The 22,298-nt window shown below is 55.4% G+C and carries 22 protein-coding genes; 13 read left to right on the top strand and 9 right to left on the bottom strand.

Going from position 1 to position 22,298, the window contains the following annotated elements; genetic code table 11:
* Nucleotides 1-187: 187 nt before the first annotated feature.
* Complete coding sequence (locus P1U45_RS14740) at nucleotides 188-1,891, top strand: hypothetical protein (RefSeq protein ID WP_301059757.1); 1,704 nt, start codon at nucleotides 188-190, stop codon at nucleotides 1,889-1,891.
* A gap of 15 nt (nucleotides 1,892-1,906) precedes the next feature.
* Here P1U45_RS14740 and P1U45_RS14735 read toward each other — a convergent pair whose 3' ends face one another.
* Nucleotides 1,907-3,088, bottom strand: a complete 1,182-nt coding sequence (locus P1U45_RS14735; protein ID WP_293608621.1) for a VWA domain-containing protein — start codon at nucleotides 3,086-3,088, stop codon at nucleotides 1,907-1,909.
* A 132-nt stretch (nucleotides 3,089-3,220) separates the two neighbouring features.
* On the opposite strand from P1U45_RS14735, the gene P1U45_RS14730 reads away from it, so the two are divergent.
* Nucleotides 3,221-3,925 (top strand): DUF2270 domain-containing protein, encoded by a 705-nt coding sequence (locus P1U45_RS14730; protein WP_293608620.1) that lies wholly within the window; start codon nucleotides 3,221-3,223, stop codon nucleotides 3,923-3,925.
* Nucleotides 3,926-3,938: 13 nt separating this feature from the next.
* Here P1U45_RS14730 and P1U45_RS14725 read toward each other — a convergent pair whose 3' ends face one another.
* Nucleotides 3,939-4,232 carry a hypothetical protein gene (locus P1U45_RS14725; protein ID WP_293608619.1) on the bottom strand — a complete coding sequence of 98 codons (294 nt, stop codon included), beginning with the start codon at nucleotides 4,230-4,232 and terminating at the stop codon, nucleotides 3,939-3,941.
* Between the two features lie 194 nt (nucleotides 4,233-4,426).
* On the opposite strand from P1U45_RS14725, the gene P1U45_RS14720 reads away from it, so the two are divergent.
* The 9 genes from P1U45_RS14720 to P1U45_RS14680 all read left to right on the top strand — a co-directional run bounded on the left by P1U45_RS14720 (nucleotide 4,427) and on the right by P1U45_RS14680 (nucleotide 13,545).
* Entirely contained in the window at nucleotides 4,427-5,167 is a 741-nt protein-coding gene (locus P1U45_RS14720) for a DUF4197 domain-containing protein (RefSeq protein ID WP_301059756.1), read from the top strand.
* 6 nt (nucleotides 5,168-5,173) lie between these two features.
* Nucleotides 5,174-6,124: an alpha/beta hydrolase gene (locus P1U45_RS14715; RefSeq protein WP_293608617.1), complete on the top strand. Its 951-nt coding sequence runs from the start codon at nucleotides 5,174-5,176 to the stop codon at nucleotides 6,122-6,124.
* 223 nt (nucleotides 6,125-6,347) lie between these two features.
* On the top strand, nucleotides 6,348-7,469 hold the full coding sequence (locus P1U45_RS14710; RefSeq protein WP_301059755.1) for a Re/Si-specific NAD(P)(+) transhydrogenase subunit alpha: 1,122 nt from the start codon (nucleotides 6,348-6,350) through the stop codon (nucleotides 7,467-7,469).
* A gap of 4 nt (nucleotides 7,470-7,473) precedes the next feature.
* Complete coding sequence (locus P1U45_RS14705) at nucleotides 7,474-7,866, top strand: proton-translocating transhydrogenase family protein (RefSeq protein WP_022696235.1); 393 nt, start codon at nucleotides 7,474-7,476, stop codon at nucleotides 7,864-7,866.
* 6 nt (nucleotides 7,867-7,872) lie between these two features.
* A complete protein-coding gene (locus P1U45_RS14700) occupies nucleotides 7,873-9,306 on the top strand; it encodes an NAD(P)(+) transhydrogenase (Re/Si-specific) subunit beta (protein ID WP_301059754.1) in 1,434 nt (477 codons plus the stop codon).
* A gap of 169 nt (nucleotides 9,307-9,475) precedes the next feature.
* Nucleotides 9,476-10,453: a GAF domain-containing protein gene (locus P1U45_RS14695; protein ID WP_301059753.1), complete on the top strand. Its 978-nt coding sequence runs from the start codon at nucleotides 9,476-9,478 to the stop codon at nucleotides 10,451-10,453.
* A 145-nt stretch (nucleotides 10,454-10,598) separates the two neighbouring features.
* Nucleotides 10,599-12,122 (top strand): aldehyde dehydrogenase, encoded by a 1,524-nt coding sequence (gene adh, locus P1U45_RS14690; protein WP_301059752.1) that lies wholly within the window; start codon nucleotides 10,599-10,601, stop codon nucleotides 12,120-12,122.
* Between the two features lie 254 nt (nucleotides 12,123-12,376).
* Nucleotides 12,377-13,087 (top strand): TorF family putative porin, encoded by a 711-nt coding sequence (locus P1U45_RS14685; protein WP_301059751.1) that lies wholly within the window; start codon nucleotides 12,377-12,379, stop codon nucleotides 13,085-13,087.
* A 95-nt stretch (nucleotides 13,088-13,182) separates the two neighbouring features.
* Nucleotides 13,183-13,545: a DUF779 domain-containing protein gene (locus tag P1U45_RS14680; RefSeq protein WP_293608611.1), complete on the top strand. Its 363-nt coding sequence runs from the start codon at nucleotides 13,183-13,185 to the stop codon at nucleotides 13,543-13,545.
* Here P1U45_RS14680 and P1U45_RS14675 read toward each other — a convergent pair.
* Nucleotides 13,542-15,071, bottom strand: coding sequence for an AMP-binding protein (locus P1U45_RS14675; protein ID WP_301059750.1), 1,530 nt, complete (start codon nucleotides 15,069-15,071; stop codon nucleotides 13,542-13,544). The genes P1U45_RS14680 and P1U45_RS14675 overlap by 4 nt on opposite strands.
* A 233-nt stretch (nucleotides 15,072-15,304) precedes the next feature.
* Here P1U45_RS14675 and P1U45_RS14670 point away from each other — a divergent pair, with 233 nt between their 5' ends.
* Nucleotides 15,305-15,865 carry an NAD(P)H-dependent oxidoreductase gene (locus P1U45_RS14670; protein WP_301059749.1) on the top strand — a complete coding sequence of 187 codons (561 nt, stop codon included), beginning with the start codon at nucleotides 15,305-15,307 and terminating at the stop codon, nucleotides 15,863-15,865.
* A 20-nt stretch (nucleotides 15,866-15,885) separates the two neighbouring features.
* On the opposite strand, the gene P1U45_RS14665 is transcribed toward P1U45_RS14670, so the two are convergent.
* The 6 genes from P1U45_RS14665 to P1U45_RS14640 form a co-directional block, all read right to left on the bottom strand.
* On the bottom strand, nucleotides 15,886-16,824 hold the full coding sequence (locus P1U45_RS14665; RefSeq protein WP_301059748.1) for a thioesterase family protein: 939 nt from the start codon (nucleotides 16,822-16,824) through the stop codon (nucleotides 15,886-15,888).
* Between the two features lie 116 nt (nucleotides 16,825-16,940).
* The gene (locus P1U45_RS14660) at nucleotides 16,941-17,963 is read right to left on the bottom strand and encodes a Gfo/Idh/MocA family oxidoreductase (protein ID WP_301059747.1); all 1,023 of its coding nucleotides are present in this window, start codon (nucleotides 17,961-17,963) and stop codon (nucleotides 16,941-16,943) included.
* An 11-nt stretch (nucleotides 17,964-17,974) separates the two neighbouring features.
* A complete protein-coding gene (locus P1U45_RS14655) occupies nucleotides 17,975-18,442 on the bottom strand; it encodes a transcriptional repressor (RefSeq protein ID WP_022696244.1) in 468 nt (155 codons plus the stop codon).
* 99 nt (nucleotides 18,443-18,541) lie between these two features.
* Complete coding sequence (locus tag P1U45_RS14650; RefSeq protein ID WP_051134882.1) at nucleotides 18,542-18,817, bottom strand: YqaE/Pmp3 family membrane protein; 276 nt, start codon at nucleotides 18,815-18,817, stop codon at nucleotides 18,542-18,544.
* A gap of 139 nt (nucleotides 18,818-18,956) precedes the next feature.
* The gene (locus tag P1U45_RS14645) at nucleotides 18,957-19,133 is read right to left on the bottom strand and encodes a hypothetical protein (RefSeq protein ID WP_301059746.1); all 177 of its coding nucleotides are present in this window, start codon (nucleotides 19,131-19,133) and stop codon (nucleotides 18,957-18,959) included.
* Between the two features lie 222 nt (nucleotides 19,134-19,355).
* Nucleotides 19,356-20,213, bottom strand: a complete 858-nt coding sequence (locus tag P1U45_RS14640) for a MoxR family ATPase (protein ID WP_293608606.1) — start codon at nucleotides 20,211-20,213, stop codon at nucleotides 19,356-19,358.
* Between the two features lie 168 nt (nucleotides 20,214-20,381).
* On the opposite strand from P1U45_RS14640, the gene P1U45_RS14635 reads away from it, so the two are divergent.
* Complete coding sequence (locus P1U45_RS14635) at nucleotides 20,382-22,268, top strand: PQQ-binding-like beta-propeller repeat protein (protein WP_301059745.1); 1,887 nt, start codon at nucleotides 20,382-20,384, stop codon at nucleotides 22,266-22,268.
* The last annotated feature ends 30 nt before the right edge of the window (nucleotides 22,269-22,298 follow it).

Raw genomic sequence — 22,298 nt, 5'->3', positions numbered from 1 at the left:
GTTATGTTGGCAATAGGACGTTTCAAATTGGAAGTCGATAGACGTTCTGGCACAGGTGTTCACGAGTGTCCGCCATGCTGAAATTTTATCGTTAAAAGAAAAAAGGATGGGTGCAACTCAATCTGACTCATTATAGGTTCACCTGAAATATATCGGTGGGATGATGGGACGTACTGATCAGAGTGAGATGAAATCGCTCCGCGGCAAGATTCGGGACGGGGAGCTCATTCCGGCATTGGAGCAATGCCAGAGATTGCTGCAATGCGATCAGAATAATCCGTATCTCTGGCTCGTGTGTTGTGAAGTTCTCGAAAACCTCGAACGCTTTGGCGATGCGCTGGACAGCCTGCGTCGAGCCAAGCGTCTGAGTGGTGACGCGGTGACTGTCGCGGATCGGGAAATCCAGCTGGCCCGGACAATGCAGGATGATGCTGCTGAGTTTACAGCGCTCATTCGCAAGGGCTTTCTTTGCGATCAGGCTGACTTGAAACACTGGTACTGGATAAGAGTATCCACACTGGCATGGCAGACAGGCGAAAAGCCGATCGCGCTGAAGGCGCTTTCAGAGGCGTTCTCGCGGTATCATGCATGTGAGACGAGCCGTCACGAAGGCGCGCAGGCTATTCTGAATGTCCCGCCCTCTCTGCTTGCCGAATTACTGCCTTTGGTTGCGCGGCTGTATCAGGACTGCGCGTTTCTGTATGAAGCGCTCTTTTATGCGCGTATGCTGGAAGGCCAATCCAGCCTTGCGATAAATGCGTTCCTGGAGGCGAGAAAAATTGCGCCTGAAAACCGGCTTTCAAAGCCGTTCCTGGAGCGGTTCAAGCGTGAGGAGATAGATTGGGATGTGTTCGAGACACTTGCGCTCGATTACGTCACCGACGGCACGGCATGTGCCGAGCTCATCTGGCTGCTCGTCTGGTATCGTCAGTACTCGGGGAGAGTTCCTGATGCGGTCGCGCTCTTAAAAGACAATATCGATCTCCTGCGATCAGAGCCTTTGCCGTTATTTATGGCTGCGCTCGATTTTGCGTCTTCTGCCGGTATCAGTCTCAAGCAGATCGACAACGAAAAAATCTCGCCCATGGCGGCGTTCCAGAAAGCCGTGAACGAGGACCGGTGGCATGATGCTATCGACTACACGGACAACGAAGATCTGAAGTCCTTCGTGCGACAAGCGCTGCCGTTGCTGGATTCAGGTAGGCCGAGGCTAAGTCATCCGGCTCTGGAGGAGGAAGTGATCATCTCCGGGCCGGAGCGGCCTAATGGTATTGTCTTTATCTTCACCGGCTTGGCGGATGCGCTGATCGTACCCATCAACCTGATTGACGTTTTTCTCGCTGAATTAGGACTGACGGCTATTTACTGCCGCGACTTCCAGCGCATGATTGGCTGTAACGGCATCAAATCTCTCGGAAACGACTTCGACGAGACAATTGACGGCTTCAAGTCACTCATTGCGCAGTATGGTGAGAACAAGCCTGTCTTCACCATGGGGAATTCCGCAGGTGGCTATCTGGCCGGGATTTACGGAGCGAAGATCGGCGCTCAAGCGTCTTTGCTCTTCTCGCCCGTCTATTCAGTGGATGCCGCAGAACTTCTTGACCGTTTTCAGGATAAGCGCGCGCGTGTCGTAATTCGCCGCATCAATAAATCATGCGATCTGAGCCGGCTTCGGATGCCGGATGCCATGGAAGAAATGGGTGATCGTCCTGTCACTGCATATGTACCCACAGGCAATAACGAGGATGCCCGCCACGCGCAGGGGTTTGCCAGCCATCCGAACGTTACGATCCACGAGCTTGACCACTTTACAGGTCACGCGACGATTACCCGTGCGGCAGGGCAGCGGGGCTTTCTGAACGTCGTGAAAGACGCTTACGGCTTGTAAGCGCCTAGACCTAAATTATCGGGACAGCTCTTTCATAGCGTCTTCGAGACCAGCAAGTGTCATCTGGAACATGCGGTGCTGTCCGATGAGTTCGCCGATCAGCTTTACGGATGCAGTATACTGCCAGGAGCCTTCCGGAGACGGGTTCAGCCAGACAAGGTCCGGGAATTGCTGAACGAGACGCTGTAGCCAGACGCCGCCAGCTTCTTCGTTCCAATGCTCGACGGAGCCACCCGGATAAGTGATCTCGTACGGGCTCATGGTTGCGTCGCCCACAATCATCACTTTGTAATCGGATGAGAATTTGTGGAGCACATCCCAAGTCGGGATTTTGTTGTTGTGACGGCGACGGTTGTCCTTCCACAGCCCCTCGTAAATGCAGTTGTGGAAATAATAATATTCGAGGTTCTTGAACTCTGACCGCGCTGCGGAGAACAGCTCTTCACACACTCGGATGTGCGGATCCATCGAACCGCCAACATCGAGGAATAGAAGCAGGTTCACAGAGTTGCGGCGCTCCGGACGCATGACGAGGTCCAGATAACCTTGCTTGGCCGTTGCGCGGATTGTGTTGTCGAGATCGAGTTCGTCCGGCGCACCCGTGCGAGCCCACTTACGTAGGCGACGCATCGCGATCTTGATGTTGCGCGTACCGATCTCGACCGAATCGTCGAGGTTTTTGTATTCGCGCTTGTCCCAGACTTTTACGGCTTTGCGGTGGCGGGATTTGTTCTGCCCGATGCGCACACCTTCAGGGTTATAGCCATTCGCGCCAAATGGAGAGGTGCCACCTGTACCGATCCATTTATTGCCGCCTTCATGGCGTTTCTTCTGCTCTTCCAGACGCTCTTTCAGCGTATCCATGAGCTTTTCCCAACCGCCGAGAGATTCGATTTTCTCCATCTCTTCCGGCGTCAGGAACTTCTCAGACAGTTTACGCAGCCATTCTTCCGGCAGGTCCTGCACATCCACGGCATCGCCCATGGATTCGATGCCTTTGAAGGTTTCTCCGAAGACTTTATCGAACTTGTCGATATTGCGCTCATCCTTCACCAGCGCTGTGCGCGACAGGTAGTAGAACTGCTCGACTTCCATATCGATAACGCCCTTATCCATGGCATCCATAAGGGCCAGATATTCTTTGAGCGTGACCGGAACTTTGGCGTCCCGCAATTCGGTGAAGAACTTCAGAAACATTGTGCGCTTTCTCCCATTACTCTGAACCTAGCGCGATGTGGTGCGTCTGTCCAAGAGAGAAGCGCGAATTCGGCGGGTATTACGGCTTGTAGGGGCCAGACTTTCCTAACCAATCGGTGCTATAACTGAGTCATGACTTCAAACACTTCTGCCACCGAACCCGTTCAGGGCTCCAAGGAAATTGGAGCGATCGCTCACCTTTACCGTGCGGAAGCTTACCGATCGACGATCTGGCGCCAGCGTCTCGATATGACGACCAACTGGGCCGTTGTGACGACAGGTATTGCCTTGTCGCTGACGTTTTCCAGTGCGGACGCTTCCGCTTTGCCGCTTGTGCTCGTCGGGTTGCTGGTTGCGATGTTCCTGCATCTGGAAGCGCGCCGATACCGGTATTTCGATGTGTTCCGCTTTCGGGCCCGTATTCTGGAAATCGGTTTTTACGTGCCAATCCTTCGGGGTCAGGAAGCGACCATCCCGCAGGATAAAGGCAATCCGCTATCTGAGGATTATATTCGCCCGCGTTTCAGAACCTCATATCTGAGAGCCGTCGGTAAGCGCCTGCGCCGGAACTATTCTTTCATCTTCATCATCCAGCTGATGGCGTATTTCGGAAAACTGGAAATCCATCCGACCGATCTCGAATCCTATGAGCAGCTCATTGAACGCGCTGCGATCGGTCCTATCGACGGTCATATCGCGCTCGCTTGTGGCGCTGTCTTTCACATCGGTTGGGTGCTGATTGCGATCTACACGCTGTTCCAGGAACGCGCGGATAAGTCTGAAACCAAGGATGTGCTGGATTGGGATGAGGTGCCGGACGACCAGCCGCCAATCTGACAGGAAAGACGGCCTATTTTTTCAGGGCGTCCAGCAGTTTGTCGATGATGTCGACAGCCTTGTCGCGGTCAATTACGTCAACCCATAGTTCATCGCCTTCGACCTGCAGCGCGATGGCGCCAGATTTCTCGATCTCACGCAGGATCGAGGCGGTTCGCCCGTCCAGACCGCTGGCCATCATCGGCTCGAGCGCTTTGTCTGTTTCTTCCAGAATGCGCAGCAGCGCATCCATGTGAGGCGCCGGCGCGACGGTCTGTATTGCAGGTTTAGCTGCGTCTTCAGATTTCTTCGGCGTCGGGAAGGTCATTCTACTTACTCAGAGTTGGTACGTGTCACATTCCGAGTTTTGGCAGGGAATGTGGAGAGTTCATGGCATAGAGTGACAGAAACTGCATCCTGCCTAGCTAAGCATGTATCTGCCGTAAACGCATCAGCTGTATATGCTGATTGACGATTCACAGGGTTTCACATCTGTTGGAAACAGGTTGCGGGAGAAAGATCATGAGAAAAGCCGTCATTTTAAGCCTGTTCGTTCTGACAGCGCCAGCCGCGTCTGCGCAGTCCTTCGGGGACTTTTTGCGCGGGGTGTTGGGCAATGAGACCGAAGAAGAAACGACTAGCCAGACAAGCAATTTCAATATCAGTGCGTCGGACGCAGATGCCGGATTGCGTCAGGCGCTGACGATTGGCGCGCAGGCGGTAGGCCAGCAGCTTTCGCAGTATAACGGCTATTTCGGTGATGGAGACATCCGTATTCCGCTGCCGGGGCGACTGGGCGAGCTTCAATCCCAGCTTTCAAGGCTCGGACTGTCTGGCCCGCTGGATGATTTGCAGGAGCGCATGAACCACGCGGCAGAGGACGCAGCGCCATATGCGGCCGATCTTGTGGTCGATGCGGTCAGCTCTATCACAATGGGCGACGCTCTCGAGATTTTGAACGGCGGCGATACCGCCGCAACAAACTATCTGCGCGGACGCACCGAGGCAGACCTGATGGTGCTGGTTGAGCCGTATATGCGTTCGGCGCTCGAAGATTCAGGCGCGCTGACTATGGTAGACTCAGTTGCGGGTCGTTATGGCTTACAGAGTCTCAGTGGCGATCTCCGCGACCAGTTAATTGACCATGCCGTAGAGCGAGGACTTGACGGATTGTTCTTTTATCTTGCCAAGGAAGAGCAAGAGATACGGAGCAATCCGGTCAAACGGTCTACCGACCTGCTAAGGCGGGTCTTCGGGGGTTAGGTAAATATGCGTCGGTTTCATGTGGAGCTGGAGGATGGTCGCCTTGCGGGCATCGCCTTCGGAGACCCAATTCGCTCCGTAGATTGCCTGCTTCTGCATGCCAATGGCTTCAATGCCATGACCTACCAGTCCATTCTGGCGCCGCTTGGTCTGCGTGCACATGTGGCCGCGCTGGACATGCGCGGTCATGGTCGCTCAACCGTGGAAGCCAATCCCCGTAAGCAAATCGGCTGGGATGTTTATCGCGACGATGCCATCGCTGCGCTCGAAAAGCTCGCGCCGGAGGGGACAGTTCTCGTCGGGCATTCAATGGGCGCGACCACCGCTATTCTGGTTGCCGGAAAACGCCCTGACCTTGTGACCGGTCTAGTACTGGTCGATCCGGTTCTGATGGCGCCCTCATTCTACCGGTATATGCATTTGCCGCTGGTCCCATCCATGTCCAAGCGCGGATACCCGATGGCAAAACAGGCAGCCCGTCGCCGGAACAATTTTGAAAGTCCGGACGCGGCTATTGAAAGCCTGACAGGACGCGGCGCTTTCAAATCCTGGCGCGAACCGTTTCTGGAAGACTATATCACTGACGGCTTGAAGCCTTCGGAAGAGGGCGAGCATTGGGAGCTATCCTGCTCGCCGGAATGGGAAGCAGCCAATTTTGGCGCGCACCGGTATCGCCCTTGGGCAGCTGTAGGGGCGATTAAAGCGCCTATCGTGCTGATTCGTGCTGAGCGTGCCTCGACAATGCCAAAACCGTCCCTGCAACGCTTTATGCGCGCACAGCCATATACTGTCGTGCTGGAGCCGTCTGGCACGACTCACTTCGTTCCAATGGAGCGGCCATATGTGGTCCGCGATGCGATTTCTGAATATCTGGCGCGCTTTGTCGAAGGATTCGAAGTCGGCGAAGAAGGACGCGTACAAAGAAACCTTGGATCTCATATTGGTGAGAAGGACTAGCCCAACCACGCACTTGAAGTGTGACATTTTGGGCTCATGCTGCACGTGCGAGATATTTGCGGCATTGCGAAAAACTTATTAAAAAACAAAGAAAAACAAACTTCGAGTAGGGGCGCTATAGCCAAGTCTGTTCGGCAGTAAATACTGCCTTTAGAAAAATTTTCTTGCGTCGCACAACCGATCTGTTGTCTTTTCAGGCAAAAATAATCTCGAAGTGGGTATTATGAAAATTGTTGTTCTAAAAGAACGCAGCTCTGAAGAGAGTCGCGTTGCAGCCGTTCCCGAAACGGTCAAGAAGCTAACGGGAGCCGGTCACACACTCATCGTTGAGCCGGGTGCAGGCCTCGTTGCGGGTTTTCCTGATGCGGCCTACGAAGAAGCTGGTGCGCAGATTTCCAATAAGGAACTGGGCAATGCTGATCTGGTCATGGGCGTGCGCCGTCCACCTGCAGAGGTTCTCTCTCAGGTGAAAGAAGGCGCGGGCGTTATTGGCCTTCTGGAGCCGCACTCCATCAAAGACAGCCTCGGCGACTTCAATGCGCGTAAACTCATGGCTCTGTCCATGGAATACACGCCGCGTATCACACGCGCGCAGTCTATGGATGCGCTGTCATCCCAGTCCAACCTTGCGGGCTATCGTGCCGTGATTGAGGGCGCTGCTCTCTATGGCCGCGCCATGCCAATGATGATGACTGCGGCGGGCACAGTTGCGCCAGCTAAAGTCTTTGTGATGGGCGCTGGTGTGGCAGGCCTTCAGGCTATCGCGACAGCGCGTCGTCTCGGTGCGATTGTTACTGCGACTGACGTACGTCCTGCTGCAAAAGAGCAGGTCGCGTCTCTCGGCGGTAAATTCATCGCGGTTGAAGACGAAGAGTTCAAAGCCGCGGAAACTGCAGGCGGTTACGCCAAGCAGATGTCTGAAGAGTATCAGAAGAAGCAAGCTGAACTCACGGCAAGTCACATCGCCAAGCAGGACATTGTCATCACGACAGCTTTGATTCCTGGCCGTCCGGCGCCAACGCTCATCTCTGAAGAGATGGTCGCGAACATGAAACCGGGCGCTGTCATCGTCGATATGGCTGTGGCGATGGGCGGCAACTGCCCGCTCTCCAAGCCTGACGAAGTCGTCAATGTGAACGGCGTTAAGGTTGCAGGTTTCTCTAACCTGCCAGCCCGTCTCGCAGCGGACTCGTCTTCGCTTCTGGCGAAAAACCTCGTTTCATTCCTGCCGCTCATCACTGGTGAGAACGGCGAATTTGCTCCTAAATTCGACGATGAAATCGTTGCGGCCATGACACTGACCCGCGACGGAGAAACCGTCCATGCAACACTCAAGGAGGGTTGATCACATGACCTTCGTTCGTGCGCTGACTGCGCTTTTCCTTTCGGGCCTTGTGGCCCTTCCGGCTTTCGCAGCCGGCGGAGCAGGTGAGGGCGTTGACCCGATCATCTTCCGTTTCGCTATTTTCGTGCTTGCGATCTTCGTGGGCTATTACGTTGTCTGGTCCGTTACACCGGCGCTTCACACGCCTCTGATGGCTGTGACCAACGCGATTTCTTCTGTGATCATCGTTGGTGCACTCATCGCTGCGGCGGCTGGTGCGGGCATGGAACTCACAGGCGATCTCTGGATATCAAAAGGCATGGGCGCAGTCGCGGCCGGCCTCGCAGCCGTCAACATTTTTGGCGGCTTCCTCGTAACCCAGCGCATGCTGGCTATGTACAAGAAGAAGGAGCGCTAGAGTCTCATGAACGCGAATATTGCTGCGCTTCTGTATCTCGTATCCGGGATACTCTTCATCATGTCCCTTCGCGGACTTTCGAGCCCTGCCACGTCTCGTCAGGGTAACTATTACGGCATGATCGGTATGGCGATCGCTGTCGGCACAACGCTGGCTGTGCTGGCGACCGGCGGTGCGCTTGATGTCGTCACGCTCGGCCTGATCCTCGGTGGTATCGCTGTCGGTGGTATTGTCGGTGCGATCATCGCCAAGAAAATTCCGATGACGGCTATGCCTCAGCTCGTTGCGGCCTTCCACTCTCTGGTAGGTTTGGCGGCTGTGCTTGTGGCGGCGGCTGCGCTCTATGCACCGATCAATTTCGGCATTGCAGAGCTCAACGCTGACGGCTCTATCGGCAATCTCCACACAGCCTCTCTGATCGAGCTATCGCTGGGTTCTGCGATTGGTGCGATCACCTTCACTGGTTCCGTTATCGCGTTTGCCAAGCTGAACGGCAACATGTCAGGTGCGCCGATACTTCTGCCAATGCGCCATGTTCTGAACATCCTGATCGGTGTCGCAATCGTCGCGCTGGTTGTGATGATGGTTCAGACAGGTGGTTCTCAGCCATGGATGTTCTGGGCGATTACGGGCCTCGCGCTTCTGCTCGGCATCACGTTGATCATTCCTATCGGTGGCGCGGACATGCCTGTTGTTGTGTCCATGCTGAACTCATACTCCGGTTGGGCGGCTGCCGCGCTCGGCTTCACACTGGCAAACACGGCGCTGATCATCACGGGTGCTCTGGTTGGTTCGTCCGGTGCGATCCTCTCTTACATCATGTGTAAGGGCATGAACCGTAGCTTCATCTCGGTCATCCTTGGTGGCTTTGGTGCAGACGATTCCGGCGCTGGTGCTAGCGGCCCACAGGTCGACCGTCCGGTGAAAATGGGTTCGGCTGACGACGCGGCCTTCATCATGAAGAACGCGGGTAAAGTCATCATCGTACCAGGTTACGGTATGGCGGTTGCTCAGGCTCAGCACGCTCTGAAAGAGATGGCTGAGAAGCTGAAAGAAGAAGGCGTCGATGTCGCTTACGCGATCCACCCGGTGGCCGGCCGTATGCCGGGTCACATGAACGTGCTGCTCGCTGAAGCGAACGTGCCATATGACGAAGTGTTCGAGCTTGAAGATATCAACTCTGAATTCTCCCAGGCAGACGTAGCCTTCGTCATTGGCGCGAACGACGTCACCAACCCTGCGGCGAAAACAGACCCGACATCTCCGATTTTTGGCATGCCGATTCTGGACGTTGAAAATGCAGGCACGGTCCTCTTCATCAAGCGTTCGCTTGGCTCCGGCTATGCGGGCATCGAAAACGAGCTGTTCTTCAAGGACAACACAATGATGCTGCTCGCAGACGCTAAAAAGATGGTCGAAGACATCGTGAAGGGCTTGTAATCACAAGCAAATCACTTGAGCACTGCACTCACTAAATGCACCCTTATGCCCCGGAGGTCTTCACGATCTCCGGGGCTTTTTTTATTTTTTAATTGCGGCTATGGAGCAAATGTGAGCGCGTTATGTGCGATCAGGATGACAATTATTCCTGATGAGGATAACCTCTGGCATGGCCCGGATTGAGAACGATAAAACATTACCGCATGCCGAACGTATTCTGACGACGATTGAGTCGGGAGCAGCGGCAGCCAAGTCCATGGTGGTGGCATCATGGGCGCGCTCGGTGAATGTGCACGGGCTTGCGCCTGATTTGTCTCCCAGCGTGCAACGCTGGAGCGAGAGCGACCTGTCTGAGCGCCGCGATCGCATGTCCCGCATGCTTCATGTCTCCCAGCCGACTGTTGAACGCCTTCTTGGCATGGTCTCGCTGGCAGGTTGCGCGGTCTTCCTATGTGACAAAGACGGCGTGATTCTCGAAAGCCACAGCACATCGAATGATCGCGATCATTTTGAAAAAGTTGGCCTCGGTCGTGGCGCAGACTGGTCTGAGGGCGCACAAGGCACGAACGGTATTGGAACCTGCATTGCCGAGGGCAGGGCGGTTTCTATCCATCAGGACCAACACTTCATCGCCAGCAATACGCCGCTTCACTGTATGGGCGCGCCGATTTTCGACGTTGAGGGCAATCTGGCAGCGGTGATCGATATTTCTGCCTGCCGGTCTGACCTTAACGGCGCGATGTCCACGCTCATCTCTCAGGCCGTGAATGATGCAGCGGGTCAGATCGAGGCAGATAATTTCTGCGACGTCTATTCCGGTATGCGCATCCTGAAAGGCAATAGCGATAACCGTCGCACGCCGGTGCTGCTAGCGGTGAACAGCGATGACCTTGTGATTGGTGCAACCCGTGCTGCGCGCAAGCTGTACGGCCTGCCGACCAGGGAAGCCTTCACGCCTAAGCCGACAGCTGATCTGCTTGGTGAACAGGAAGTGCGCGGTATTGGCCTCGACAATGCCGAGCGCCGTGAAATCAATCGCGCCATCGCGCGTGCCAAGGGCAATATGAGCGAGGCAGCCCGTCTTCTCGGCGTTAGCCGCGCCACGTTCTATCGCCGCGCCAAGAAGCTCGGCCTGCTGAACGGCTAACGCAATTCCCAATGAAACTGTGTCTCAGAAGTGAGACAGAACTGTCTCAGCCGCTGTTTCACCCCCGCTGACAGGTCGCCCACGTTCCGTCAGACATATCTCCAGACGCCCCGATCTCATGATGGGCGCAATTCTGGAGGAAAAAATGGCAGACACGCTTCATTCAAGCGACGCTAAGTACACGTCACCGTTCAAATCCCGCTATGACAACTTCATCAACGGCCAGTTTGTTGCGCCGAATGCGGGCCGCTATTTTGACAACACATCTCCGGTCACCGGCGGTGTCATCTGTCAGATCGCACGGTCGGACGCGTCTGATATCGAAGCTGCACTCGACGCGGCACACGCTGCGAAAGATGCATGGGCACGCACATCAACAACAGAGCGTGCCAACATTCTGAACCGTATCGCAGACCGTATGGAAGAGAACCTCGAGCTTCTCGCCACATGTGAGACCTGGGATAACGGCAAGCCGATCCGTGAAACCATGGCAGCTGATATGCCGCTCGCGGTTGACCACTTCCGCTATTTTGCCGGCTGTATCCGTGCGCAGGAAGGCGGCATTTCCGAGATCGATCACGACACAGTCGCGTATCACTTCCACGAGCCACTGGGCGTTGTCGGCCAGATCATTCCGTGGAACTTCCCGATGCTCATGGCAGCATGGAAGCTGGCGCCAGCGCTCGCGGCAGGTAACTGCGTTGTTCTGAAGCCAGCAGAGCAGACACCGGCAACAATCCTCGTTTTTGCCGAGCTGATCGCTGACCTTCTGCCGCCTGGCGTTCTGAACATTGTGAACGGTTTCGGCCTTGAGGCTGGTAAGCCACTGGCTTCCAGCTCTCGCATTGCGAAGATTGCTTTCACGGGTGAAACGACAACAGGTCGTCTCATCATGCAGTACGCGTCTGAGAACCTCATTCCGGTCACGCTGGAGCTCGGCGGTAAGTCTCCGAACATCTTCTTCGAAGACGTGATGCGCGCCGACGATGACTATCTCGACAAGGCGATTGAAGGCTTTGTTATGTTTGCGCTCAACCAGGGCGAGGTTTGCACCTGTCCGTCACGCGCACTCATTCACGAGAACATTTATGACCGCTTCATGGAGCGTGCTCTGAAACGCGTTGAGCAGATCGTTCAGGGTGACCCGCGCGACATCAACACCATGATTGGTGCGCAGGCTTCTTCCGAGCAGAAAGAGAAAATCCTGTCTTATTTCGACATTGGTCGTCAGGAAGGCGCGGAAGTTCTCATCGGTGGTGAAGCTGCGAATCTCGACGGCGAACTAGCGAATGGCTATTACGTTCAGCCAACCGTCCTGAAGGGCCACAACAAGATGCGCATCTTCCAGGAAGAGATCTTCGGTCCTGTTGTGTCGGTCACGACCTTCAAGGACGATGAAGAAGCGCTCTCCATCGCGAACGACACGCTCTATGGTCTGGGCGCTGGTGTGTGGAGCCGTGAGGCAAACACTTGCTACCGCTTCGGCCGCGCCATTCAGGCGGGTCGTGTCTGGACAAATTGCTACCACGCATACCCTGCACACGCAGCGTTCGGAGGCTACAAACAGTCCGGCATCGGTCGTGAGAACCACTCCAAAATGCTCGACCATTACCAACAGACGAAGAACATGCTCGTGAGCTACGCGCCACAGAAGCTGGGCTTCTTCTAAGAACTACCACTGAACTGGCAGGCTCTCAGACGTTAGGCTGACTGACGTTTCCTTCCCTCCCTTGAAGCAGTCGGCGTCTGCTTAGCTAAGGGCCTGCCACTCTTTTTTCAGACAATTTCTGACTTCACGCGCTGACGCTCAATGATCAGTCGGGAGTCCCCGTTTGCCTTCGGATAGGGGCGAAGCACCGGACAATTCTTAGGCGAGAGACTGAAGAGGAAAAAATACCTCGGGAGGAAAAGGAGTCTCATCCCATGTTGTACAGAGTAACAAAAACACTGATCGGGGCGTGCGCAGCTTGCGTACTTGGTTTCAGCGGCGCAGCGAATGCTCAGGACGCAGAACAAAATGAAATTTCATGGTCAGCCTCGCTGACCGGCGCAACAGAATATATCTGGCGCGGCGTAGAACAGTCAGCCGGTGACCCGGCAGTGTTCGCAGCCGTCAGCGCATCTTACGGCAACTTCTATGCTGGTGCAGGCATTGAGAATGTCGACTTTGCAGGCATCGACACTGAATATGATTTCTGGGTCGGCTACGCGGCGCCAATCGCCTACGGCACGACCTTTGATATCGGTCTTGTCCGCTATGGATATCTTGATGCGCCATCTGGTCTTGATCTTGATACGGTCGAATTGAAGCTGGCTCTCAGTCATGACTTTGGCGGTTTTTCCGCAGGCATCACCGCGATGATTACGGACGACTTCTTCGCAACCGAAGCAAGCGCCCAGCACATCGAAGTGAATGCCAGCACGCCGGTGTCAGAAAACTGGACCATTTCCGGTTCGGTTGGCCATCAGATGCTGGATAACAGCACGGGCAATTACACACATTGGAATATCGGTGCCTCACGCAGTGTTGCTGGCAACGTAACCCTTGATATCCGCTATATTGATACCGATGCCGACTATCTCGGCGGCGCGGCTGACGAGCGCATTGTCGCGTCGTTCAGCGTCGCGTTCTAACTGTCTCTCGCCTGCTCCCGATGTGGAGGCCGGTGCTGTTACATCTGCAGGCGCATCGGGAGACTTTTTGTAAAAGATAAAGCAGGAGGAAGAGAATGACTGATCAGCCAAACCGCGTGAGCGCAACCGATGCGGCAAAGGCCTTTATCGCCGAGATCAGAGCAGATCATCCGGAGATTCTCTTCCATCAGTCAGGCGGGTGCTGTGATGGCTCCAGCCCGATGTGCTATCCCGCTGATGATTTCAAAGTCGGCGAGAGCGACGTGAAGCTTGGCGAGATTGATGGTGTGCCGGTCTATATCTCAGCTTCGCAGTTTGAGGCGTGGAAGCACACGCAGCTGATTCTGGATGTGGTGCCGGGACGCGGCGGCATGTTCAGCCTGGACAATGGCCGCGAGAAGCGCTTCCTCACCCGATCCCGCGTGTTCACGGATGAGGAAATGGCGTCTCTGGGTTAGACCTTACGGCCAGCTTCTTCCCAATATGGCGCGCGCAGCTTAGCCTTGAAAATCTTGCCGCTATCCTGACGTGGCAGTTCATCATGGACATCCAGCTTGCGTGGGATTTTGAACTTCGCAAGACGCGGTTCCAGCCAGGCTTTTACATCCTGAAGCGTGACCGACTTATCGGGCTGGCAGGTGACTGCAGCGACGATTAATTCGCCAAATTCCGGGTCAGGCGCACCAAACACCGCGCAGTCGGCAATCTCTGGCATAAGAATCAGCTCTGCTTCGATCTCCGCAGGGAAGATGTTCGCGCCGCCGGAAATGATCATGTCCTTCTTCCGGTCGGAGATGAAAATGTACCCGCCCTCGTCGACATATCCCATATCGCCAACGGTTGAGAGATTGCCCTGTCGCTGGCCGTCCAGATTGCCATCCTGATTCGTGTATTCGAAATCGCCATAGGTTGGCAGATGGATGTAGAGCGTGCCGACTTCGCCCGTCGGGACTTCGTTGAAGTCATCATCCAGCACTTTCACCGTGCCGCCTGGCAGGATTTTGCCTACAGAGCCCGGCTTGGCTTTGGCTTCATCTGAGCTGATCAGGGTCATGAAACCGATCTCGCTCGCGCCATAGGATTCGTTGAGGATCGGCCCGAACCAGTCGATCATCTCGTTCTTCACCTCAATCGGCCAGGGCGAGCCGGTAGAAATGGTGAAGCGGAGCGAGCTGACATCGTATTTCTCGCGTACTTCCTTCGGCAGTTTCAGAAGCCGGATGCACATGGTCGGCACGATATAGGCGTGGGTGATGCCGAACTTCTCAACGGTCTGGAGGAAGCCTTCAGGATCAAATTTCGGGTCAACGAAGATATCAACGTCACCCGCTGCGAGGCAGAAACTGGAAAGCGTGTTCGGTGCACTGTGGTAGAGCGGGGCAGAGACATAGAACCGGTCGCCATCCTGCGCGCCCATCAGGTTTCGACAGAGGCCAAGAAAGGCATCCCACCTGTCCGGCCCGTCCTCATTGAAGGCGCGCTTAATGCCTTTCGGGCGGCCGGTGGACCCTGAGGTATAGGCGAACATGCCGCGCAGCTTCTGGGCTTCGCCTTCATACTGATCTGTCGATGCCAGTAGCTTTGTGAGGCTGATCGTACCAGCCGGGCTGCGGTTATCTACGCCATACGACAGCTGGATGCATTCCGGCACGGGAAACGCGATGACGGGCAGGTCTGTGCTCAATTCAGACATGACGGGCTGCAAAAGATCGGAATGCCCGTAGAGGATTTTCGACTGCGAATCCTCGACGATGTATTTCACTTCCTTTGGTGCCGCATGCCAGTTGATCAGCGCAAAGCGAACGCCAACAATGCGGCACGCTTCCATCAACGCGAACATCATCGTGTCATTGCGAAGGAGGACCGCGACAGAATCATTCGGTTCTACGCCGCGTGAAACCATATCGGCCGCAATGCGACGGGCGTTTGCAAGATGCTCGGACTGGCTCGTCCGTACACCTGCCAGATAAAGATCTCCGGCCAATTATTCCTCCCAGAATGATGTTTTCAGAGAGCATGCTTTGAAGGCGGGGGAGGCGTCAATGATGACTCTGCGGTAGGTCGGAACATCAGTAAGGGCATCATGATTTGAAGCCGTATTTCATCACTAAGGTGTGATCAGGTTTCGGAGCGTGGCTGCTATGCTCAAATGCATGAAACCCCACATGTTTTCAGACGTTTGCAAGACGAACAATGTTACATGAAAGGCATTAGAAAATGAGTGAGACTTTTGAGATTGCGGTCCTTGTAGGTAGCCTGAGAAAGGAATCGCTGAACCGGAAGCTCGCTGAGGCGATGACAGCGCTCGCACCGGACGGTTTATCGTTCGAGTTCGTTACAATCGGTGATCTGCCGCTCTACAATGAAGACTTGGAAGCGGATGTTCCCGACGCGTGGACGCGGTTTCGCGACACGATAAAGACCAAACAAGGCGTTCTGTTCTTCACACCGGAGTATAACCGGTCGGTTCCGGGCGCGCTGAAGAACGCGCTGGATGTCGGATCAAGGCCTTATGGCCAGAGCGTCTGGGACAAGAAGCCGGCAGCGATTGTCACGGCATCACCGGGGGCTCTGGCAGCATTCGGCGCTAACCACCATCTGCGTCAGTCTCTGGTCTTCCTGAATATGCCAACTCTACAGCAGCCTGAGGCCTATATCGGTCAGGTCAATAAGTTGCTCTCTGAGGACGGTGAGATCGTCAGTGATGATACCAAATCCTTCCTGACGACTTTCATGAATGCCTTCGCTTCATGGGTGGAACGTCACAAGGATTACTAATCGGCGCGCAGACTGCGGGGCTAGATGGTCAGGCCCCGCACGGCTCGCTCTTCCAGCAGAGCCATATGCTCCGGATTAGCCTGAATTACTTTGCGGGTGTCCAGATCAAAGGTCACGGCGACGGCCTCTGAGGTGCACCATGCCTTGCCAGTGCGCGGGTCCATGATCCAGTGCACAAGGCTGTGGACCTTTGGCATGACTTTACCGAGGCCCGTGCGGACTTCGACAACATCGCCAGCTTTCGGCCATGCTCGGTATTTCAGGCGGTATTCCAGCACGGCAGCGCCAGAGCGTACCTTTTCGCCTTTGGCTTCGGCGGCTTTAGCAACTTCATCGCGCCATGCCGCCATGAGGTTTGGAACAGAATCAGAAACGCGCCCGATGAAGTGTTCCGGCATCATACGGCCATGTGAGTCGCAATGCTGGATCTGAACTGCGCCGCGTCCAATCACCGGCACGCCCAGCTTCTCCGGAAGCGAGGCGACGGCTTCATTGTCCGGCAGGCATGGGCCATTAGGATCAAGCGAGCGCGGCGCCGTATGGTCTGGCGGCGTTACGCGCAGCTTTTCAAAGGCTGAGAGTGTTTCATCCTTCCAGGCAAAGCCGCGAAGCGTCTTTGATTCGACATGGCGAACACGCGTGCGGAAGGCTGCTGCCGTGTCACCTGAAACAGCGTGAATAAGCTCCTGATATAGAACGACTTCTGTCTCGGTCACATCAAGTACGCCGCCCACCATATAGATTGGTCGACCCGGATGAACTTCCTTCATGAAGCGAATGTGTTGGTCTACAGGCACCAGTGTGGAGGAATTCTCCGGCGTAAACGCATTCGGCAGCCCAATCGCATGAGCCAGAATATGCAGGCCTTCGGTCTGCTTGTTCACATAGAACCGCACATTCATGTGCCCCATCTCATCGCATTCCCATGTGTTGGTGATGCCTCGATAGAGCTCGATCATGCTGGTTCCCTCGCGTTGATTTCAGTTTTGGTGCTGATTGATCGGACAACTGTAGAGGGGGTGATGTGATTTGCCTACAGCTCGCGTCGCGGCAGGTAGCTAATTTATTCGCGCGGTTACCGGGTGGTAGCGCTTTCCCTTGCAAGGTCGATCAGCCGGGCTGTGATAACCGCCTGATCCGGCAGAACGGGCAGGGGAGAACCGGAGCGCAAAGCTTCTGCAAGCATTTGATAGAAGGTCAGCCAGTTTCCGGTTTCGATAGTGAGGTCTTCACTGGCGCCATCAGGCATGTGCCGCTTGCCGGAGAGGTGCCCATCAGGGTGGCCAAAAGCTGGGGCATCGGCTGGAATACCATCGCGGAGTTGAGGCTCCTGCGGATCAATGCCTTCCATTTTGAGGCTTGCTTTGGTGCCATCGAGGCGGATTTCCCGCGATGGGCCTGCGGCGAGCGAAGACGAAGAAAGCTGTACGCGCAGGCCATCCGGATATCCGAAATTGATTAGGAAGCTGTCATCCACCGCGTCTGGCGCATTGCTACGCGCTGACCAGATATCCGCCTCAATCCATTCTGGTGGGCCGAATAGCGTCACAGCCTGATCAATCAGATGGGCGCCGAGATCAATGAATACGCCGGAGCCAGGCCCGGGTTTTTCCCGCCAGCGATCGCGAACTTCATTGCGATGGCGGTGCCATGCGGAAACGAGGCGTACCGGCCTGCCAATCTCGTTATTATCAATGGCGCGTTTCAGGGTGAGGAAATCTGCATCCCACCGGCGATTCTGGAAAACAGTGAGCGGCGTGCCCGTCGTTTCATACAGCTCCGCCAGTGTTTCGACTTCTTCCGCCGTAACCCCAAGAGGTTTGTCGACGAGTACAGGAATACCAGCCTCGAGCGCTTGGCGTGTCTGGTCGGCGTGCAGATAGGACGGCGTTGCAATGACGAGCAGTTCAGGTTTCGCCTTGATCAGATCGTCAAACGTGGCAACCGCAACTGCGTCAGGCCAGACTTCAGCAACTTCACTCGCGCGGCTCGTCTGGATGTGGCGGACATCAAAGCCGGCAGCTTTAAGAAGCGGAGAATGAAGAGTTCGACCGGCAAGGCCAAACCCTGCCAGTGCTGTACGGATAGGGGGTGTCATTCAGTCGGGAATCAGGCCGCGGCCGCGCAATTCGCGCATTTGCCGTGAACTTCCATCACGCTGGATGTGCGATCAAACCCTGCGGCCTGAACCTCTTCATCCAGCGCAGCATGGGTTTTATCTGCATGCAGCTCTGAGATGGCCTTGCAGTTATCGCAGATCAGGAAGACTGCCATGTGCTTATGGCCCCAATGGCCACATGCAACATAGGCGTTCAGGCTCTCAATCTTGTGGGCGAGACCCATTTCCAGAAGGAACTCGAGCGCGCGGTAAACCGTCGGCGGCTTGGCTGCCCCTTCGCCATCCAGGCGTTGAAGCAGGTCATAGGCTTTTGCTGGCTCGCGGTGTTCCAGCATGAGGCTGAGAACCTTGCGACGGATCTTTGTCAGACGCGCGCCGCGTGCTTCGCATACGGCTTCTGCTTCATTCAGAGCTTCGTCGACATCAGTCGGAGCGCAATCAAGATGTGAGTCGGTCATAGGCCTTTTTCGCAGGAATGGCGCATTTCGCCAAGTCCTAACCCGCAGGGTGCGAATACGAAGGAGCGCCCGTGGAATACGGGCGCTGTGTGGTCGCTGTTAGCGTCGATCCATAACCAGCCAGACTGCGTGCACCTGCGCGGGCAGATAGAACAGAATGGTGAGCAGCAGGTTCAGCCAGAAGTGACCACGAAAACCGGTCACGAGGAATGCTGCGAGGGGTGGGATGAGAATAGCCAGGACGATCAGAAGGATGCGGCTTGCGACGCCATCTTCTGCTCTGTCATCGCCGTAATCGCGGAAGGCGTGGCGACGACGATCATAACGGCGCTCATAGTCGTATGAGTCATAACCATCATTATATCGGACGTTCATTGTATTGCCTTTCAAACAAGTCTTATTGAAAAACAATATAACTGATTATTCGGAAAACGCAAGCAGATTTATCGAAAAACATAAAACGGGCCGTCCGTGTGGACGACCCGTCTTATCAGTTTCTAGCTCGAAAGTCCGGCTATTCGCGAACTTCGATGCCGTCTTCATTCACAGAAATGGAGAAGTCTGCATTGTCAGAAGGCGTGCCTTCAAGGCCACCGAAATAATAGACACCGAATGCGGCGACGACTGCGACGAGCGCGCCAACGATGAAGTAAATTGCGCCATTACCGCTATTGGAATTGTTGTTAGCCATTTCCGTCTCCTGTAATCAGAACGCGTTTTTGCGATGAGGAGAAAACGGAATTGTAGCTACACGGTTCCAAAATACCGTGCTTCAGCGCCAGCTAACCGGCGCTGAAGAAATAAACATTAAGATGCCAGGCGAGGACGCAGGCGAGATAAATCGAGAAGAAAACGGCGAAGAGAGCCGCCAGATCATCGACGAATTTTTTTGTCACCTGCTGCTCCTTTCAGATCAGCCTTCAGGACCGCGGCGTTCGCGGCGTGAGAGGAATGCCAGACGCTCGAACAGCTGGACATCTGCCTCGTTCTTGAGGAGCGCGCCATGAAGTGGCGGCGTCAGCTTGTCCGGGTTCTGCTCTTTCAGCGTATCCAGGTCCACATCTTCATTCATGAGGAGCTTCAGCCAGTCGAGCAGTTCTGACGTAGACGGCTTCTTCTTCATGCCCGGAAGGTCGCGCATGGAGTAGAAAGTCTGCAGCGCGTCTTTAACGAGCTTCTGTTTGATACCCGGATAGTGGACTTCGACGATGTCGCGCATCGTCTGGTCGTCAGGGAATTTAATGTAGTGGAAGAAGCAGCGGCGCAGGAACGCGTCTGGAAGCTCTTTCTCATTGTTCGACGTAATGATGATGATCGGGCGCTGTTTCGCTTTGATCGTTTTGTCGAGCTCGTAACAGTAGAACTCCATGCGATCGAGCTCCTGGAGGAGGTCGTTCGGGAATTCGATGTCGGCTTTATCGATCTCGTCTACGAGCAGGACCGGGCGCTTGTCAGCTTCGAATGCTTCCCAGAGCTTGCCCTTTTTGATGTAGTTGGAAATGTCTGTCGCGCGCTCGTCACCCATCTGGCCGTCACGCAGACGCGATACGGCGTCATACTCATAGAGGCCCTGATGCGCTTTGGTCGTAGACTTAACGTGCCATTCGATCAGTTCTGTACCGAGCGCCTTAGCGACTTCGATCGCGAGGACGGTTTTACCCGTGCCCGGCTCACCTTTGATCAGAAGAGGGCGCTCCAGCGTGATCGCAGCGTTGACTGCGACCTGTAGGTCGTCTGTCGCCACATAGTTATCTGATCCTTCAAAACGCATAAAACCTCTCCCGCGGGTCCAACTGATTATTGGCGCTAACACTAGTTCATGCCGCGCATGTTGCAAGCGCTAACCATGCGTCACGCAGCGGAAGAATTTGCAATGGAGAAATCTCGTGATAGCTCAGTATCACAATATGTATCGCCGCAGAGCGATCAGGGAGGAAAAATGAAACATCTCTTCAAAGGGCTCACCGCCCTCAGCCTGTGCTGTATTGCGCCTGCCTCTTTTGCTCAAAGCGAAGGTGATGCGCCGCATCCGGGCGCGGCTGTCTATGAAGAGTATTGCGCCGCCTGCCATGACAATAGTGAAGTGACGCGCGCACCAAGCATGGATGCTCTGAATCAGTTCGACCGGACGCAGGTTCGCGCTGCGCTCGTGTCCGGCATTATGAGTGCGCAGGGCGGGATGCTTTCCTCCGCCGAACTGGAAGCGGTTGCTGATTATCTCGGGCGCGCCGGTCCGGTAGAGACGAACTGGACAGGGGCCATGATGTGCGAGGCAGATCGCGCCGCGCCATCCCTCAGTGCGACGCCGACTGTCACGACATTCGGTTTTGACCTCAATAATTCACGCCAGCTCAGCTATCAGCAGGCCGGTCTTGAGGCTGAAGATTTTGAAAATCTGGAACTGGCCTGGGCTGTGGGCTTCCCGGGTGCTGTTTCCATGCGCTCTCAGGCCGCTGTCGTCGGTACGTCTATTTTCCTACCCGTGGGTGAGAGCGACCAGCGCCTGTTCGCTTTTGATATTGGCGGCGAAGCGCCGTGCATTGAGTGGATTTACGATACGGATATGACGCTCCGCTCCAGCGCAGCTTATGGCGTGCTGCCAGATGGAACCGAGGCAGTGTTCGTTGGTGATCGGGCGGGCGATGTTCACATGCTGAAGGCCGAGACGGGCGAGCTTGTCTGGAAAGCGCCAGCCGGTCTGTTCGGTGGTTCAATGATAACCGGCACGCCGGTTCTCTTCGAAGACCGTGTGTTTGTGCCGATCTCACAGGCGGAGATCATGCAAGGCGCAAACAATGCTCACCTCTGCTGCACGACGCATGGCGGCGTGGTCGCGCTCGACGCAATGACAGGCGAGCGCATTTGGGAAATGCACACAATGCCGGATGCCGAACCGGTGCGGGATCGCGGCGACGGCCAGATGTTGCTCGGGCCATCTGGCGCGCCGATCTGGAATTCGCCTTCGATCGATCCGGAGCGCCGCCAGCTTTATGTTGGTACGGGTGAGGCGACCTCTCCGCCAGCGCATCCGAATACAGATGCGCTGATCGCGGTCGACCTCGATACAGGTGACATCAACTGGTCCTATCAGGCGACGGCGAACGATATCTTCCTTGTGGGCTGCCGGAGCGAGGAACAACTCAACTGTGTTCCACGCACGGAAACGGTTTTCCGTGACGTAGACTTTGGCGCATCAACCATCTTGGCCACGACGCCTTCAGGCCGTGAGCTTCTGATTGGCGGCCAGAAGTCCGGAACGGTCTGGGCGCTTGATCCCGCCTCCGGTGAGGTAGTCTGGCGCCGCGATATCGGCACGGGCGGGCCAAGCGGCGGTATCCATTGGGGCATCGCCGCCGATGAGACACACGTTTACGCGCCAATCTCTTTTCCGGGTCGTGACCTGCCGGACCAGACGGTTCCAGATGACATCAAGCCGGGGATTTACGCAGTGAATCTCGAAACCGGCGAGATTGACTGGGCTTTCCATGTCGAAGCCAGCTGTACAGAAGAAGAGCGCGAATTGATGCCGCGCTGCGCTGCGCTCTATGGGCTTTCCGGTGCACCGTCAGTCATTGGTGATTATGTCGTGACGGGTGGCCTTGATGGCATTCTTTATGTGCTGAACCGCGACACGGGAGAACTTGTCTGGCAGTACAGCACGGCCCGCGAATTCGAGACGGTGAACGGTGTCGAGGCTCATGGTGCGGCTATTGATAATGCCTCCATCATCGCAACCAACGGGCTCCTCATTATGAATTCGGGCTATGGCCTGTTCGGGGCAGGGGCAGGCAATGTGATGCTCGCCTTCCGTCCAAAAACCGACTGATTTGCCCGAGGCAATCTGCGCCAGTGAGGG

The sequence above is a fragment of the Ponticaulis sp. genome (assembly GCF_029210165.1).
Lineage (GTDB): Bacteria > Pseudomonadota > Alphaproteobacteria > Caulobacterales > Hyphomonadaceae > Ponticaulis.
The sequence above is the reverse complement of the archived record's forward strand: the minus strand, read 5'-3'. Positions and strand labels throughout refer to the sequence as shown.